Annotated in this window: 18 protein-coding genes and 1 tRNA gene; 12 read left to right on the top strand and 7 right to left on the bottom strand. The window is 34.6% G+C overall.

The window, feature by feature from the left end; translation table 11 throughout:
- Positions 1–58: 58 nt before the first annotated feature.
- From ACY651_RS11595 to ACY651_RS11570, 6 genes are all read right to left on the bottom strand, one after another.
- On the bottom strand, positions 59–1,549 hold the full coding sequence (locus ACY651_RS11595) for a TonB family protein (RefSeq protein WP_462252861.1): 1,491 nt from the start codon (positions 1,547–1,549) through the stop codon (positions 59–61).
- 121 nt (positions 1,550–1,670) lie between these two features.
- Positions 1,671–2,243 carry an RNA polymerase sigma factor gene (locus ACY651_RS11590; protein WP_462252859.1) on the bottom strand — a complete coding sequence of 191 codons (573 nt, stop codon included), beginning with the start codon at positions 2,241–2,243 and terminating at the stop codon, positions 1,671–1,673.
- A gap of 218 nt (positions 2,244–2,461) precedes the next feature.
- Positions 2,462–3,286: an SAM hydrolase/SAM-dependent halogenase family protein gene (locus ACY651_RS11585; RefSeq protein WP_462252857.1), complete on the bottom strand. Its 825-nt coding sequence runs from the start codon at positions 3,284–3,286 to the stop codon at positions 2,462–2,464.
- Between the two features lie 78 nt (positions 3,287–3,364).
- A complete protein-coding gene (locus tag ACY651_RS11580) occupies positions 3,365–4,174 on the bottom strand; it encodes an SDR family oxidoreductase (RefSeq protein ID WP_462252855.1) in 810 nt (269 codons plus the stop codon).
- Positions 4,175–4,261: 87 nt separating this feature from the next.
- Positions 4,262–4,334, bottom strand: a tRNA-Lys gene (locus tag ACY651_RS11575).
- A gap of 103 nt (positions 4,335–4,437) precedes the next feature.
- Positions 4,438–5,454 carry a LuxE/PaaK family acyltransferase gene (locus tag ACY651_RS11570; protein ID WP_462252853.1) on the bottom strand — a complete coding sequence of 339 codons (1,017 nt, stop codon included), beginning with the start codon at positions 5,452–5,454 and terminating at the stop codon, positions 4,438–4,440.
- 36 nt (positions 5,455–5,490) lie between these two features.
- Here ACY651_RS11570 and ACY651_RS11565 point away from each other — a divergent pair, with 36 nt between their 5' ends.
- The 5 genes from ACY651_RS11565 (at position 5,491) to ACY651_RS11545 (ending at position 8,753) form a co-directional block, all read left to right on the top strand.
- Positions 5,491–5,964, top strand: coding sequence for a hypothetical protein (locus ACY651_RS11565; protein WP_462252851.1), 474 nt, complete (start codon positions 5,491–5,493; stop codon positions 5,962–5,964).
- Entirely contained in the window at positions 5,964–6,803 is an 840-nt protein-coding gene (locus tag ACY651_RS11560; protein WP_462252849.1) for a UbiA prenyltransferase family protein, read from the top strand. The genes ACY651_RS11565 and ACY651_RS11560 overlap by 1 nt, the downstream gene beginning before the upstream one ends.
- A gap of 133 nt (positions 6,804–6,936) precedes the next feature.
- A complete protein-coding gene (locus ACY651_RS11555) occupies positions 6,937–8,043 on the top strand; it encodes a M42 family metallopeptidase (RefSeq protein ID WP_462252847.1) in 1,107 nt (368 codons plus the stop codon).
- Between the two features lie 9 nt (positions 8,044–8,052).
- Positions 8,053–8,274: a hypothetical protein gene (locus ACY651_RS11550; RefSeq protein WP_462252845.1), complete on the top strand. Its 222-nt coding sequence runs from the start codon at positions 8,053–8,055 to the stop codon at positions 8,272–8,274.
- A gap of 2 nt (positions 8,275–8,276) precedes the next feature.
- Entirely contained in the window at positions 8,277–8,753 is a 477-nt protein-coding gene (locus tag ACY651_RS11545; RefSeq protein ID WP_462252843.1) for a hypothetical protein, read from the top strand.
- A gap of 116 nt (positions 8,754–8,869) precedes the next feature.
- Here the strand turns inward: ACY651_RS11545 and ACY651_RS11540 are convergent, their stop codons facing one another.
- The gene (locus ACY651_RS11540; protein ID WP_462252841.1) at positions 8,870–9,310 is read right to left on the bottom strand and encodes an Hsp20/alpha crystallin family protein; all 441 of its coding nucleotides are present in this window, start codon (positions 9,308–9,310) and stop codon (positions 8,870–8,872) included.
- 260 nt (positions 9,311–9,570) lie between these two features.
- Here ACY651_RS11540 and ACY651_RS11535 point away from each other — a divergent pair, with 260 nt between their 5' ends.
- From ACY651_RS11535 to ACY651_RS11505, 7 genes are all read left to right on the top strand, one after another.
- The gene (locus tag ACY651_RS11535; RefSeq protein WP_462252839.1) at positions 9,571–9,987 is read left to right on the top strand and encodes a BrxA/BrxB family bacilliredoxin; all 417 of its coding nucleotides are present in this window, start codon (positions 9,571–9,573) and stop codon (positions 9,985–9,987) included.
- Positions 9,988–10,180: 193 nt separating this feature from the next.
- On the top strand, positions 10,181–10,444 hold the full coding sequence (locus tag ACY651_RS11530; RefSeq protein WP_462252837.1) for a hypothetical protein: 264 nt from the start codon (positions 10,181–10,183) through the stop codon (positions 10,442–10,444).
- A gap of 24 nt (positions 10,445–10,468) precedes the next feature.
- Positions 10,469–11,506: a prolipoprotein diacylglyceryl transferase gene (locus tag ACY651_RS11525; RefSeq protein ID WP_462252835.1), complete on the top strand. Its 1,038-nt coding sequence runs from the start codon at positions 10,469–10,471 to the stop codon at positions 11,504–11,506.
- A 295-nt stretch (positions 11,507–11,801) separates the two neighbouring features.
- On the top strand, positions 11,802–14,252 hold the full coding sequence (locus ACY651_RS11520) for a TonB-dependent receptor domain-containing protein (protein ID WP_462252833.1): 2,451 nt from the start codon (positions 11,802–11,804) through the stop codon (positions 14,250–14,252).
- A gap of 411 nt (positions 14,253–14,663) precedes the next feature.
- On the top strand, positions 14,664–15,035 hold the full coding sequence (locus ACY651_RS11515) for a hypothetical protein (RefSeq protein WP_462252831.1): 372 nt from the start codon (positions 14,664–14,666) through the stop codon (positions 15,033–15,035).
- Between the two features lie 138 nt (positions 15,036–15,173).
- Complete coding sequence (locus ACY651_RS11510; RefSeq protein WP_462252829.1) at positions 15,174–15,665, top strand: YajQ family cyclic di-GMP-binding protein; 492 nt, start codon at positions 15,174–15,176, stop codon at positions 15,663–15,665.
- Between the two features lie 169 nt (positions 15,666–15,834).
- Positions 15,835–16,089: a type B 50S ribosomal protein L31 gene (locus tag ACY651_RS11505; RefSeq protein ID WP_462252827.1), complete on the top strand. Its 255-nt coding sequence runs from the start codon at positions 15,835–15,837 to the stop codon at positions 16,087–16,089.
- The last annotated feature ends 80 nt before the right edge of the window (positions 16,090–16,169 follow it).

Genomic DNA, 16,169 nt, shown 5'->3' with positions numbered 1-16,169 from the left:
GTAAAAGTATCAACATGGTCTGACGTGGCGTCTGACCATGTTGATACTTTATTAAAGTTTAAAACTGTACCGTTATTTTTCCTTTACCTCTTTTACCGGTTTTCGTTTTCCATTGCGGACCTTGTTCAATAAGTCGTTTTGCAGCTTCATCGCAATTATCGCAAAGCGATTTATCAACTTTAATATTTGTAATGCTGCCGTTAGGTCTTACGTCAAAAGAAATTTCTACCTGCCCGTGAATATTATTTTTCAAAATATCGTCAGGTATTTCAATATTATTATTCACATAAGTATTGTAATTGTCCCACCCATCAGCAGGCTCTACATTAACAACCGAATCTTTTAAAAGTGTTGCCCTTCTGGATAATCTGCCTTTTGTTTCTATTCCATAGCCGACCACGGTTTTTTCTTTAAATGCTAAAGCATCTTCAGTAAGTACAATTTTATTTTGCTGCACATTACTTTGCAACGTGTATAATTTATTTTGATAACCTGCTGATTTTATCTCCACAGTTAGTAAAGAATCTGCCGCCACTAATCTGAAGTTTCCGTTAACATCAGCATAAGTACCAAAGTTTTCACTTTTAATACTGATGTTGGCAAAAGGAAGTGGGGTATTATCAGCCGCAACTACCTGCGCTATAAAACTTTTGTTAAGCTGCTGATCTCTTACCGCTTCACCTAAGCCTTTTTTATCGTTGGGTATTTTATAATTTTCTGCTTCGGTTGCTGCTTTAGATTTCAAGACTTCTGAATTATTAAAAACACCATTTGCTGCAATGTTAGCATTTGTTTTATTAACAGCTTCTGCTTTTTGAAAAGCAACATTATTTTCGGAAGCAACTGTGGGTGCCGCATTATTATTTAATGCAGGATTTGAATTTGCCTTGGCTGCATAATCAGAATTTTTATAATTGTAGTAAGTTTTTGCTGCAGGAGCAGCAGGCTTAATATCTGGCCTGTAAACAAAATTGCTAAAACTGCTATCTGCTCTTTTTGTTTCTGCTTTCGCAATAACATTTTTATCATTAATATCACCATCAATAATTTTATCCTCAGCTTTTATTTTATTAAGTTGAATATTATTTGCAGTTAGTGGTTCCGATATAGAGGATTGTGCAGAAATCGAATCAGGTATTATTTCTTTAGTTATTGCCTTATCAACAACGGTATCAGGCGCCGTATCTTTTTGTACTGTTTGTGCAATTTGCTGATTATCTTTTTTATTAACCAGTAAATATGCGATAGTGGCAGTACCGCCAATTAATAAAACTGCGGCTGCAATTTTTAACCAATTGTTATTGCGCCTGGGTAATGCAATAACTTTTGCTGTATTGCCATTAGTTTCAAATTCATTTTTTAAAGCAGCTAAATCATTTTTCCATTCACCATTTTTCATCTCCCCATAGCCTTCCATTGCTTCGGCTAAAAACAGATCGTCCAGCGCTGCTTTTTCCATGGCATGCATTTGCAAAGGCGAAAGTTTGCCGGCAAAATATTGTTCAATATCCTGTGCGTTGTAAATAATATCGTTTTCTTTATTGTTCATTATTGTCAATGGTCAATTGTGAATGGTCAATTGTGAATAGTGAATTTTATTACTTATCAACCACAAACAAATAAGATAACTAAAATCATAAACCTAATTCCAAATTCCAAATTACTAATTCCTAATCCCTATTTTGATCCATACATAACTTCAAATTCCTTCTGCCATTTTGAATATAACTTCTTACTTTATTCCAATCATAACCCGTAATGGCGGCAATTTCATTATAACATTTGTTGTCTAAATAAAATAACCTTACGCTTTGCTTTTGTTCCTCCTGTAAAGTGTCCAAACATTGTTCCAATTTAACAAAGTTCTCCTCTTTTTCCAACACTTCCCCATTCAGATGTGTATTTTCTGCCGATTGCATAAAATCTGCATTAAATTCTGTGGTTTTCTTGTTTCTCGGGCTCCTCAACTGCATAAGGCAGTAATTACGGGCTAAAACATGCAGCCAGCCCTTAAAATTATCTACTTCATAATTTTTTAACTTTGTATTTAAATCAAGATAAATCTCCATTACCGCATCCTTGCTTTTTTCCGCATCTTTAAAATATTTCAGGCAAACACCAAACACCAGGTCCATATAGCGCTGGTACAATTTGCTTAAATAGTCATTGTCGCCGCTTTCTTTAAAAGCGGCCACCAACTCTTTGTCGGTTTCTGTGGTTGATATGTTTTTTAAAAAAGGCAAGCTCAATTTCTAAAAGCCCCTCTATCTCCCGAAGGGGAAGAAAAGGAGAAGATTGTGTTATGGTGAAAAATATTTAGAAATAAATTATTAATGGTTACGTTTTAAAATTAACCGGCTTGGTGTCTTTACGCATTTAAAAATTTACTTGAATAAATATCCGCTATGTTCTTCCTCATTTCCCTCCCCTTCGGGGAGGATAGGAGGGGCTGTAGCGCCTCCTACTCAAAATAAACCTTCACCGTTTGATAAAAAATTCTGTTACTCATATACTGATGCTGCTGTTGTTTTTCGGAATAACCCTGCAAACCAAATAACCCGGCAGCATTGCCTTTGTTAATAGCAATTTCTAAGTAACCCGCCGAATTAAATAAGGCTAACTTTTCTCCTTCATTAACATCAGCGTAAGTTTCGCTCACCCTGTCTATTACTTCATCTCTTTTAAAAACAATTTTAAAACTTCTTCCTTTGCGCTGTTCTTCAAAATCTTCTTTAGTAATATTTACAATTACGTTTTCAAAATTGTCAATAAAAATAATTTGCCCTTCAATCCAGTTATTGCCCAGCATGGGTTTTAAAGGATTTTTTACCTGTATAGAAACTGTATTGTCACCAGTGTCTTCAATGGACTTTCCATCTAGTAACTGGTTAAATGCTTTTGCAAAAATACTGGTGCAGTACAAAGTGTTTTTTTGCTGTGTTTTATCAAGCGTAAGCGCTACAACTTTTTGCGGTACTTCTTCTAAAATCATGGTGAGTAAACCATTATCGGCGCAGCCAATAAAATGCCCATTGTGTTCTGCAAGTAACATATGTTCTGGCCTTTCATCAAATAAATTTACCAGCACCAAATGAAATGTGCCTGAAGAAAAATTTTTTATTGCATTGCGGCAAACATAAGCCGCCTGCGGATAATTAAAAGGGGATAAATGATGAGTAACATCAACAATATTAAAACTTTCATTTGCCTGCAGCAATTGCCCTTTTACAGCCCCAACTAAAAAATCTTGGTGGCCAATATCAGATGTAAGGGTTAGTAAAGGCATTCGGTAATAATGAATAATTAGTAATGAATAATTAATAATGAAAAATCTAAACTTCTAAACCCTAAACTTCTAAACATATTACCGTACCAGTTCGCCATTTTTAAAAAAGAATTTTTTAGTTAATTTATCAGTCCACGATGGGAAAAACTTATTCATAAAAACAGTTCGCATTCCGGTAAATGTAAGTACTAAAGTTCTTTTACGTTTTTCAATGGCTTTTAAAATATGTGCAGCACATACTTCTGAACTCATCATTGCGCCTTCATCCATGGGGCTTTCGCCATGCATTTGTCCTTTATTATTTAATGCAGCATTGCGAATATTGGAGGATGTAAAACCGGGGCAAACCCACATTACATTAACACCATCATCCAGCAATTCTGTTCTTACCGCTTCCAGCCAGCCATTAACAGCAAACTTACTCGCCGAGTAGCCGCTTCTGCCAGGCAAACCACGGTAACCGGCAATGGAAGAAACACCTACAATAGTTCCTTTTCTTTCAACAATAGAATGTAATGCCAGTTTAGTGCAATACACCATCCCGTGATAATTTATATCCATTACTTTTTTAAACACATCCAGTTCTGCATCTTTTAATAATGCCCTCATGGAAATACCGGCATTATTTATTAATATATCAATACCGCCAAAAGTACTGATGGTGGAGTTGATAAAATTTTTACAGTCATTTAAATTACTTACATCGGCTACAAGTGTGTGTAAGGGCCTGCCTGAATGTTTAACCTGTAAATCGTACAACTTATCCTGGTTGCGGCCACAGGTGGCAACTTTTGCACCCAGTTTAATTAATGAATCTACTAAGGCTTTTCCAATGCCATCGCTGCCTCCGGTAATGGCCACCACTTTATTTTCAAAATATGTACTCATATAAATAATTATTGGCAAAAATAAGTGAGTTAGATGGCTGTAAGCAAACAAATTTTAAATAAAAAACCCCCGAGAAACGGGGGTTTGTGAACTGGCTGGGACTCGAACCCAGGGCCCATACATTAAAAGTGTATTGCTCTACCAACTGAGCTACCAATTCAACTCTTAAATTTTTGGATTGCAAAGATAGGGGTATCAGTTTAAATAATACCAATCAAAAAATGATTTTTTCCACGAAAAATAAAAATTGTTGATAAGCTTTTTTAGAGTGCCATTAAACTGCATCCTCTTATATCACTATTATCCATGCGGCCCAGTACTTCAAAACTTTCGTTGCTGTACAGGCGGCCCACATCTGCAGTAGCAATAAAACTGCAACTGTAAATATTGGCAAGGTCAATAATATTAATTGCGCCGGTCATTGGTTTTTTCTGTAAAATGTGTGCTGTTTTTATTGCAAAGGGGTCATCTTCTTCTCTTATTAAAACTTTCATCCATGGCGGGCAATGAAAAATACCATCGCCTTTTGAATAAGCCTGCGATAATAATTCCGTCATTCCATATTCGGAATGTATAAGACTTGCACTTAAATTATTTTGCAACTGGATGTGTACCTGCTGCCTTGTCATTTCTTCCCGTCTTCCCTTCATGCCACCGGTTTCCATAATAATGGTATTTCGTAATTGCATAGAATGTTTTTCGGCAAAATCAAGCAATGCATAAGTAACGCCAATTAAAACTGTGGGTTGTTTTAAAATTTCGTTGTGTAAAATGGTACGCAGTAATTTATCATAATCAGATAAATAAAAACCGCTTAAATTATTATCGCTTTGCTTTATCAATTCTTCCACCATAAATACTAAAGAAGAATTATTGCGTTCTACATAAGAAGGCAATAAACCAAGGATACATTTGTTTTTTGCCTGGCCATAAAATTTTTCGAAACAGGCGGTAAAACTTTTTCTATAAACAGCAATATCCTTTACAAAATGCCTGCTGTTAAAGGCAGATGTGGTGCCACTGCTTTCAAAAATAACTGCTGGTTCAAAAAAAGTAGTTTTAATTTCGTGAGATTTAAAAAATTGAATGGGCAGAAAAGGAATTTTTCTTATAGTATCAATGGTGTCGGGTAAAATGTTGATGGTATTACAATAATTGCGGTAAACCTCGTTATAACGGTACTGAAAATGGAATAATTCTACAGCCAGTTCAGTAAAATTAACTGAGGAGGCAGCAAAAATTCTTTTTTCTAGGTCTGTATTTTTAACGGGTTGTTTCAATTTGTATTTGTAAATTTGAATTATTAAAATTACACGATGCGTTACATACTATCAATATTTACGGTTACCATTCTTTTTTTCGCTTGTAAAAAAGATAAATTTACAACTGTTCCGCAAATCACTTTTAAATCAGTGAAACCTAATGCCTGGTTATCTACTAATACAGCTGTACAAAAAGATATTGCACCCGTGCTTACCATAAGGGTTACTGATGCCGAAGGCGATTTGGGATTAAAGGCTGGTAAAGATACTTCTCTTGTGTATGTTAAAAATCTTTTGAACAACGTTATAGATTCTTCACAACTTCTTCCTGATATCGGCACTTCGTCTAAACCGGATTTTCAGGCAGATATTGAAATTAATTTATTTTCTGTAATGGGCGGCAACCCAAATTCAAATGTAAGGCCCAGGGTGGATACTTTATATTTTGAAGTGTACATTAAAGATTTTGCAAAAAACAAAAGCAACGTTATTAAAACCAGCGATCCTGTTTTTTATATTGTTCAGTAATGCGGCTGCTTTACTTCATCCTCTCACATTCTATTTTTATTGCAATTTGTGCTGTAGCACTTTGTTTTCAAACTGCTTTGTTGCTGCATATTAATTTACCCGTTTATTTATTTGCATTTATTTTTTTCTCCACACTTTGCAGTTACAATTTTTACTGGCTGTTAAGTGGCTATGCTTTTGCCGGCCAATCACTAACACAGGTTTTAAAACAGTATTATACTAATGTTATTGTATTGGTATTAGCCGCTGCAGGATTACTTTTTTCTCTTGCTAAAATTCCAAAATTATTACCTGTAATTATCGTAGGCTTAATTTTAACTTTATTGTATGCGACGCCATTGTTACCTTTTAAAATATTTCATCTTGCAAGAAAAGCAGGGCTGGTAAAAACTTTTTTACTGGCTTTTACGTGGACGTTTGTAACAGTTTATATCCCTTATTATTTTGCACCAGCTGCACCTTTGAGTACATTACTAATGCTTTTTATTAACCGATTTTTATTTATGCTGATGCTGTGTATTATTTTTGATGCAAGAGATACAAACATTGATAAAATACGGGGCTTGCATAGCCTTACTACTATTTTAAAACCCACAACAGTTAAATATATAATGATTGCAATCTTTGCAGCTTACATTATTAATGGTATTGTGTTAAGGGTTTATTATAATGAATCCGAACAAATAATTGCACTATTACTAACCGGGCTTATTACAGCCATAGTCTATTTTTTCTCACAAAAAAAACAAGGTTATTTTTTTTATTATTTTTTGGTAGATGGGTTGATGTTATTTTCCGCTTTAGCTACTTATGTGGCAAGTATTGCCCCTATCCACTAAAGGGAATTGCAACTTTTAAATTGAAGTTTGCATAAAATTTCACCTTTTTAGGGTTATTGAAATGCAGGATTATTAAATGCACAATGCTAATATGATAAGTATTTAGTTATTTTGCCATTATAAATAAATACAAATGGCAAAAACAAAAAAAATAAAAAGCATTTTAACCGATCAATCTTATACATTTTTAAAAAACTATATCAACAATCCTTCGCCAACTGGTTTTGAGACCAGCGGGCAAAAAATTTGGCTCGAATATTTAAAGCCTTATGTAGATACTCACTTTACAGATCCATACGGTACTGCAGTAGGAGTTACAAATCCTGATGCACCATTTAAAGTGGTTATTGAAGCACATGCAGATGAAATAAGCTGGTTTGTAAATTATATTTCTGCCGAAGGATTGATTTATTTAAAACGTAATGGTGGAGTAGATCATCAGATTGCGCCATCGATGAGAGTTTTTATTCATGGTAAAAAAGGCCCGGTAAAAGCGGTGTTTGGCTGGCCGGCTATACATACCCGTATGAGTAATAATGAGGGCAAAGAAACACAGCCAAAGGTGGATAATTTATTTTTGGATTGCGGCGCCAGAAATAAAAAAGAAGTGGAAGAGTTAGGCATACACATTGGTGCAGTTGCTACTTACGAAGAAGGTTATGAAGAGCTGGCCTACGATTATTTAATTGGCCGTGCATTTGATAACCGCATTGGTGGTTTTATGATTGCTGAAGTGGCAAAATTATTAAAACAAAATAAGAAAAAGTTACCCTTTGGTTTATACATTGTAAATGCCGTGCAGGAAGAAATTGGTTTACGTGGGGCCGAAATGATTGCACGAAGAATAAAACCCAACATCGCTATTATTACCGATGTTACACACGATACCTCCACACCAATGATTAATAAAATGATTGAGGGAGAATGCAGTTGCGGTAAAGGACCTTCGCTGGCTTTTGGCCCTGCAGTGCACAATAAATTATTGGATGTAGTGCAAAACACAGCTGCTAAAAATAAAATACCGGTGCAGTTGCGTACCGTTAGCAGAAGTACCGGTACCGATACCGATTCTTTTGCGTATGCCAATGATGGCTGCCCATCAGTTTTAATTTCTATTCCGCTGCGTTATATGCATACCACTGTAGAAATGCTGCATAAAAATGATGTTGAAAATACTATTAAGCTGATGTATGAAACTTTATTGTCGCTGACTCCAAAAACTAATTTGAGTTATTTTTAAACAATACCCATGCATAAAGGGTTAATAGCATTAATTGTAGTTGCCAGCATTTGCCTTGCATTATTGTCAATTATTCTAATGAAACAATCTGCGGAAAAAGCACACCAAAAGAGGGATAAAATTTTGGAAGATTTTAAAATGGTAGAGAAAGATTTAAAACGTTCAACTATTGTAATAGACTCCGCAAATAAAATTTTGCATGATTCTATATTGAAAAGTATAAACAAATAAAAATGGACGACAGGTTTACAAAATATTCAAAACTATATTTTCTTATATTTTTATTATTCTTGTCTGTACCTGTAATCATAGGTTTATTTGTTGCAGTAATGTATGGTTTATCCACGCTTGTTTCTTCAAAGCTAATTGATACCCTTTACGAGTTATTAATTATTTCTCTTGCACCTTCTATTTTTGCAACAGTTTATTTTATTTTTTTTAAGCGAACAAAAAAGCATCCGTCTTTTATTGTAAAAATAATTTCTTATATAGTTTTTATAATTGGCTTTTGCAGTTGTGTTGTTGTACTGGTAAAAGATTATACCAGCTTTTTTAATAAAACAGTTTCTAATACTGAGGGCTACTGGGGTTTTGGTTTAATTTTTTTGGCAGGTAATGTTGCTTCGCTTTTTGCTGTTGCCATACTGCAGGCATTTACTACAAATAAAGAAGAGGACTGGTTAGAGAAAAGAAAAAAAATGCAGAATTAATTTTTTCTTTTCTGCGCTATCCCCGAAATCTGCGGGCAAACTTTCATAAAAAAAATTCCCCGCTAAGACTAACGGGGAATAATCAAAACCAACTGTATGCTTATGAAAACATTTTCTTACTGAATAGTAATGTCTTTAGTTGCAGCTTTTACTTCTTCTTTTTTAGGCAGGCCTACATGTAAAATGCCATTTTCGTATTTGGCACTAATGTTTGCCGCATCAATTTTTTCATCTAAAGTAAAAGTGCGTTTAAAAGATTTTGCACTAAATTCTTTGCGAATTACTTTGTCTGTTTCAGTTTTCGCTTCTTCTTTTCTCTCTGCACTCACCGTTAAAATTTTGTCATCTAATTTTACATTAAAATCAGCTTTTTCAAAACCGGGAGCCGAAACCTGTAAATGATAAAAATCATTTTTTTCTACAATGTTTACAGGAGGAAAACCTAAAACATCTTCTCTCATTGTTTTGCCAAATGTTGCAGGCAATTCATTAAAAAGTTCGTTCATTAATCCGTCGAAAGATTTTGAAAGCGGATTGTTTGCTTTTACAAAAGTCATGGTTATATAATTTTAATTTTTAAAAATTTGTTTTACATCCAATGTTCTTCAAACAGTATTCCAATTGAATTTTTACGTCTTTCTTTCATTTATCAACCAATTTTATAGACACAATGTCTGATTTGGCTAATCTGAGCTGACAAAAATTCCTTTTCTTTTTAAAAATAATATTCCAAATATGGTAAAGTGGATTTTAATTTTATAGTGGTTTAAACAGAATAAGTGCATAATTTTGCCCTCTAAATAAAAATCTACTACACATGTATCCAGAAGAAATTGTAATACCAATGAAGGAAGAGCTTACTGAAAATGGCTTTTCCGAAATGCTTACATCTGCAGATGTTGAGCAAAATATTAATGATGAAGGCACTACTTTAGTGGTGATTAATTCGGTTTGCGGTTGCAGCGCCGGTACTGCTAGGCCGGGTGTTTTAATGGCTGTTAATAACAGTGCAAAAAAACCCGATCATCTTACCACCAGTTTTGCAGGATTTGATGTGGATGCAGTAAAAAAAATAAGAGAACATTTATTGCCTTATCCTCCGTCATCGCCATCTATTGCACTTTTTAAAAATGGCCAGCTGGTGCATTTTATAGAAAGGCACATGATTGAAGGCAGAAGTGCACAAATGATTGCCGAAAATTTAATCGGCGCATTTGAGCAGCATTGTAATTAATTTTAAAAAGATGGGTTAGTAAATACATCCTCCTGTTTTTGCAGGAGGATTTTTTATTAACTTCAGGAGGTTTAAGGCTTTAATTTTTTCTTCGCTTTATTCAATATCTTGCAACATTAAAACGGTAGCGGTTTTTAATAGCTTCCAGAGCTAATAAAAATCTAAAATCTAAAAATATAAAATCAAAAATCGAATGTATCCCAATTTATATTATGTTTTTAAAGACTGGTTTGGAGTAGAGTGGAAAGGGCTTAGTATTTTAAATACATTTGGTTTAATGGTTGCCATTGCATTTATCGTAGCAGCTATTGTACTTACCAGCGAATTAAAGCGAAAAGAAAAACTGGGTTTATTATTTCCAAGAGAAGAGATGATAACGGTTGGCAAGCCGGCTTCTTTAATGGAATTGATAATAAATGCATTGATCGGTTTTGTTTTTGGCTTCAAAGTTTTATGATTAATTTTCAACCGGCCAGAAGGTATGAATCCTCAGGAATATATTTTTTCAAGCCAGGGTAATATTTTGGGAGGATTGGCGGTGGCCTTGCTTTTAGGCGGATTAAAATGGTACGAGAGAAACAAACAAAAACTTAAGGAACCCGAACGTCGTAACGTACGCATATGGCCTCACGACAGGGTGGGAGACATAATAATTCTTGGTTTGATATTTGGAATTTTAGGCGCCAAATTATTTGATAACCTCGAAAACTGGGATGATTTTATAAAAGACCCCATTGGAAGATTATTTTCTGCAAGCGGCCTTACTTTTTATGGTGGATTAATTTTGGCAGCAGTAGCCATTTGCTGGTATGCTTCAAAGAGAGGTATAAAAATTATTCATTTGGTAGATAGTGCAGCACCTGCCTTAATGATTGCTTATGCTGTGGGCAGAATTGGTTGCCAGGTAGCTGGTGATGGTGATTGGGGAATTTATAACAGTGCTTATGTTGCAGATAGTAAAGGAAAAACTATTGTTGCTAAACCAGATGATTTTAAAAATGTATTAACCGCTAATACTGCTTATTTTTTAGAGGGAAAAGCGCCTGATAGCACCGGTAAATTAATATATGTTACGGATAGAAAGCATGGTAGCCTTGTCGAAGTAGCAAATAAAAATTTTAAAGGCCCTTCTTTTTTACCCAACTGGATGTTTGGATATGCTTACCCCAAAAATGTAAACAGCGATGGAATTTTAATTGCAGGCGATAATGATGAACACAATCGCATGTTGCCCTCACCGGTTTTTCCTACTCCTTTTTACGAAACCATTGCCTGCAGCTTACTTTTTCTTTTTTTATGGGGGATAAGAAAGCGTATAAAAACGCCTGGTGTAATTTTTGGTATTTATCTAATTTTAAATGGGGCCGAAAGATTTTTCATTGAAAAAATTCGGGTAAACACAACCTATACTATAGCTGGCTTTCATCCTACACAAGCCGAAATAATTTCGTTTTTATTATTTCTTGCAGGAATTTGCCTGATCCTAGTTCAAAAGCAAAGGACAAAAAGCGCTGTATAATATATTTACAGAATTAAAAAGAGACTTGATATTATTATATACAACTTTGTTTTATATAATAATATCTTTCTTGTAACTATTATTATCCACCCAACGTATCAATCTCTGTACAGCTTTTCCTGCATTTTATATTTTTTAACCAGTCATCCATTTATTTTACCGTTCAGTACAAAACAATGTACTATGCAAAACAAAGTACCTACTTTTGTGAAGTAGTTATCAAAGTATATAACTGCTTTTATTAATAGCCATTCTGGCCTTAGCCACCAGGATTAAAACAAAAAAAAGTATAGCCATGAAAAAATTTTTCAACCTTTTGGTTGCAACCACTATTGTTATGTGCAGCCAGGCTCAAACAAACACTGCCGGCAAAGTAACCGGAAGCATTAAAGATGGCGGACAGCAAAAAATTATTGATGCCGCCTCAGTTTCCCTTTTAAAAGCAAAGGATTCCAGCCTTGTAAAAGTTGCCATTACTGATTCAGCCGGAAACTTTGTTGTAGAAAATGTAAAAGATGGCACTTACTTAGTGCTGGCCACTTCAATCGGCCATTCAAAAACCTACAGCAATGTTTTCTCTATTTCTCCCGAAAAATTAAATGTAAATCTTGGAGTGCTGCAGTTAATTCCTCAGGATAAAAGCCTTGCAGGCGTTACCGTAATTGCAAAAAAGCCTTTTATAGAAAGAAAAATTGACCGCACTATTGTAAATGTAGATGCTGCAATTTCCAACGCCGGTACTACAGCTTTAGAAGTCTTGGAAAAAAGCCCTGGTGTTACCGTTGATAAAGATGGTAATATAAGCCTTAAAGGAAAAGCAGGTGTAACCATTATGCTTGATGGTAAACCGGCCTATTTATCAGGACAGGAGCTTACCAATTTGCTTAGAACAATGCCATCAAGTAATTTGGATCAAATTGAAATAATGACCAATCCTTCTGCAAAGTATGATGCATCGGGTACTGCAGGTATCATCAATATAAAAACTAAAAAGAACAAACAAAAAGGGTTTAATGGCAGCGCCAATACATCTTACGGCCAGGGTATTTATGCAAGAAACAATAACAGCCTTAACCTTAATTACCGCAACGGAAAATTTAATTTGTTTTCAAACTTTGGTGCCAGCTTCGATAGAAATTATCAGGAACTGTATATTTTAAGAAAGTTTAAAAATAACAGTGGTGTTATTAACAGGATATTCGAACAAAATGCATTTATGGGCAGAAAAAACCATAATTACAATGGAAAAATTGGTGTTGATTTTTACGCCTCTAAAAAAACAACCATTGGGTTTGTGGTAAATGGCTCTTCTGCATTGCAGCAGCAAGATGGCTTAAACACCACTTATTTTTATGATGGCATACAGGCATTAGATTCCATCGCTATTGCTGACAACGATGAAAAAAGTCCATGGAAAAACGGTTCCATCAATTTTAACTTTCGCCATACATTCGATTCAACCGGTAAAGAATTAACCATCGATGCGGATTATGTAAAATACAAATCAGACAGATCAATGGGCCTGTTAAATAAGTATTATGCCAGTAACAGGCAACAAAGTGGTGGCGATAATTTAGTGGGTGAACTGCCAACAGGCGTTAATATTTACACCTTTAAAATGGATTATACACAGCCATTAAAAAAAGGCATTAAATTAGAAACAGGCATTAAAGCTGGTTTTGTAAATACAGATAACACCGCCGGATATTTTAATGTAATAGGAGGAGTTAAAAATGTAGATTATACAAAAACAAACCGTTTTCAATACAAAGAAAATATTAATGCAGCATACATAAACGTGTCTAAAGAAATTAAAAAATGGGGGTTGCAGGGCGGCATAAGGGTAGAAAATACCAATAACAGTGGCCATCAGTTTGGCAATCCGCAAAAAGGAGATTCAGCTTTTAAAAACAGTTATACAGGATTATTTCCCAATGTATTTGTAAGTTATAAAGCCAATGATAAAAATCAATTAACTTTTTCGTATGGCCGTAGAATACGCAGGCCCGATTACGAAGATTTAAATCCATTCCTTTTCTTTATAGATAATTATACTTACGAGCAGGGCAATCCATTTTTGCAACCTTCAATAGCAAATACGCTGGAAGCATCGCATACCTATAAAGAATTTTTAACCACTTCTGTTAATTATACACATACCAAAGGTCTATTTGCCGAAGTGTTTGAACCCAACGGTAACGCAATTGTAGTAACAAGAAGAAATTTTGGGAGTACCGATAACGCCAGCTTATCTGTAAATGCGCAAATACCGGTAACAAAATGGTGGATGGCAATACCCTACACAGAATTAAACTACAGCAGTTATAAAGGTGCCTTTGCATCGGGCAATATAAATATAAATGCCACCTATTTTATGGTTAACGTAACTAACCAATTTACTTTTAAAAAAGGATGGAGTGCAGAGTTATCGGGTTTTTACCGTACAAAAGGTATTGAAGGGCAAATACTTATTTTTCCATTGGGGCAGTTAAGTGGTGGGGTGCAAAAACAGGTATTAAAAAAGAAAGGCACTGTTAAATTAAATATTAGAGATGCTTTTAGAACAATGAGGCCAAAAGGAGAAATAAACATACAAAGCACAGAAGCAAGTTTCAGGCAACAAAGAGACAGCCGTGTGGTTACTTTAAGTTTAATCTACCGCTTTGGAAAACCCATTAAGGGAGTAAAAAACAGGAAAAGCGGTGGTGCAGGAGATGAGCAGAACAGGGTGAAGGGAGCCAATTAAACCCTGGCTAACAGTAAATTTGCTGAAACCTGCCTTTAAGTATCGTTAAAATACGCTACTATGGCAGGTTTTTCTTTTAAATAGGTGGCCTAAACTACAAAATTGGTCTGCTTTTAAACGGTAATTTTACTGGTTTGGATGTCGAAAAGTAGTAAAATTTACAGATTTGTCAGTAATTTCCTCTTTCAAGCCAACAATTTTTAAAAATTTGCAGGGAAAAATATTTTTTATAAATAACTGATAATCAATACTATTTTAGAAATATGGTGATTACCACTTCGGATTTTCGACGAATGGACAGTAATTTTACTAAAAAATTTGCAAAAATACTTGCACAGTAAAAATACTGCATGTACATTTGTATCACAATCGGCGGTAAACAAAGATTGTTTTAATCTCAAACCCAGAAAAATGAAACACATTATCACTCTTGCAGCAACTTTATTCATCTTAGCAGTTTCTTTTGCAGATGTTAAGCCTTACAAAACTTCTCTAAAAATTAAGTCAGAAAATACATCTTTAAAGGTATCATTACAAGCTGCCGGTAAGGTTAGTATAGTTTGGACAGCAGTTGAAGAATCTACTACTACTGTATATAAAATTCAAAAAAGTGTAAATGGTGCTGAGTTTAAAACCATCGCTTTATTAATGGGCGAAAGCAATCCTTCTTACACTTTTAAAGATAAATTGAACGGTGTTAGCGGAACAATTGAATACCGTGTAGTTACTACAGATAACAGTGTTGTAGTTAGCACATCTTCTCAAAACGTTGTAATATTTTAGTTTCAGTTAAATATATTAATAAAATGCTGCCGGTTTCTACCGGCAATTTTTTTGCCCTGTAAATTGCCGGAATATTTTTAGAAGATACTTGGATAAATTGTACATATTAATTAATACTTTTGAGCAAAACTCACCGATATGCCTTCATTTGACTTCAGCAGTAAAGTTGACCTGCAAACACTTGACAATGCAATAAACACCATTCATAAAGAAATTACCAACCGCTTTGATTTTAAGGGCAGCCATGTGGTTATTGATCTTAATAAAAAAGAGTTTAAAGTAAATTTGGAAGCAGACAGTGAAATGAAACTGGGCCAAATAAGAGATGTGATGATTACCCGAAGCATGAAGCAGGGTCTTGCTGCTGAAATTTACGATTTTACTAAAGAGCCTCACCAAAGTGGTAAAGTTGTAAAACAGGAAGTAACTGTAAGAAATGGTATAAAACAGGAAGATGCAAAAAAGATAGTGAAGATGATAAAGGATAGCGGCTATAAAGTTCAGGTTGCAATTATGGATGATATAATACGTGTTACCGGTAAAAAAATTGACGACTTGCAGGAGGTTATTCAGGCAAGTAAAAGCTGGAATTTAGGTATTGCGCTGCAGGTGGTTAACATGAAAAGTTAAGAATTTAGAGCTATTGCTTAATCTTAAAACCTGAAACCTATAGATAATTAGCAAAAACCTATTAATTTTTTGGCGTAAAATTAAGCACTGTACCAAAAAACCAGATTTTTTTATTAAATTTGCAACTTATTATAATTATACGGCAAAATCCGTATGCAAAACAAAAAACATGAAAAAAGGAATTCACCCGGAAGCTTACAAAACAGTAATCTTTAAAGATATGAGTAACGGGACCTCATTTTTAAGCCGTTCAACAGCTTATAGCAAAGAAACATTAAAGTGGGAAGATGGTAACGAATATCCTGTAATTAAACTGGAGATTTCAAATACTTCTCATCCTTTTTATACCGGTAAAAATGTATTGGTAGATACTGCAGGCCGTATTGATAAATTTAAAAAACGTTACGAAAAGAAAGCAAATTAGTAAATTATTAAAGTTTGTTTTTCATGGCTATACTTTGAGTCCCTCCGGTTTCCCCGGGGGGATTTTTGTCTCTTCCAATT

The sequence above is a fragment of the Ferruginibacter sp. genome, from assembly GCF_031391665.1.
Taxonomy (GTDB): domain Bacteria; phylum Bacteroidota; class Bacteroidia; order Chitinophagales; family Chitinophagaceae; genus Ferruginibacter.
The sequence above is the reverse complement of the archived record's forward strand: the minus strand, read 5'-3'. Positions and strand labels throughout refer to the sequence as shown.

Coding starts and splice junctions, on each gene's coding strand:
- ACY651_RS11595 (WP_462252861.1), bottom strand. CDS start 1,549: ATGAACAATAAAGAAAACGATATTATTTACAACGCACAGGATATTGAA.
- ACY651_RS11585 (WP_462252857.1), bottom strand. CDS start 3,286: ATGCCTTTACTAACCCTTACATCTGATATTGGCCACCAAGATTTTTTA.
- ACY651_RS11580 (WP_462252855.1), bottom strand. CDS start 4,174: ATGAGTACATATTTTGAAAATAAAGTGGTGGCCATTACCGGAGGCAGC.
- ACY651_RS11565 (WP_462252851.1), top strand. CDS start 5,491: ATGCGTTACATACTATCAATATTTACGGTTACCATTCTTTTTTTCGCT.
- ACY651_RS11560 (WP_462252849.1), top strand. CDS start 5,964: ATGCGGCTGCTTTACTTCATCCTCTCACATTCTATTTTTATTGCAATT.
- ACY651_RS11555 (WP_462252847.1), top strand. CDS start 6,937: ATGGCAAAAACAAAAAAAATAAAAAGCATTTTAACCGATCAATCTTAT.
- ACY651_RS11550 (WP_462252845.1), top strand. CDS start 8,053: ATGCATAAAGGGTTAATAGCATTAATTGTAGTTGCCAGCATTTGCCTT.
- ACY651_RS11545 (WP_462252843.1), top strand. CDS start 8,277: ATGGACGACAGGTTTACAAAATATTCAAAACTATATTTTCTTATATTT.
- ACY651_RS11540 (WP_462252841.1), bottom strand. CDS start 9,310: ATGACTTTTGTAAAAGCAAACAATCCGCTTTCAAAATCTTTCGACGGA.
- ACY651_RS11535 (WP_462252839.1), top strand. CDS start 9,571: ATGTATCCAGAAGAAATTGTAATACCAATGAAGGAAGAGCTTACTGAA.
- ACY651_RS11530 (WP_462252837.1), top strand. CDS start 10,181: ATGTATCCCAATTTATATTATGTTTTTAAAGACTGGTTTGGAGTAGAG.
- ACY651_RS11525 (WP_462252835.1), top strand. CDS start 10,469: ATGAATCCTCAGGAATATATTTTTTCAAGCCAGGGTAATATTTTGGGA.
- ACY651_RS11520 (WP_462252833.1), top strand. CDS start 11,802: ATGAAAAAATTTTTCAACCTTTTGGTTGCAACCACTATTGTTATGTGC.
- ACY651_RS11515 (WP_462252831.1), top strand. CDS start 14,664: ATGAAACACATTATCACTCTTGCAGCAACTTTATTCATCTTAGCAGTT.
- ACY651_RS11510 (WP_462252829.1), top strand. CDS start 15,174: ATGCCTTCATTTGACTTCAGCAGTAAAGTTGACCTGCAAACACTTGAC.
- ACY651_RS11505 (WP_462252827.1), top strand. CDS start 15,835: ATGAAAAAAGGAATTCACCCGGAAGCTTACAAAACAGTAATCTTTAAA.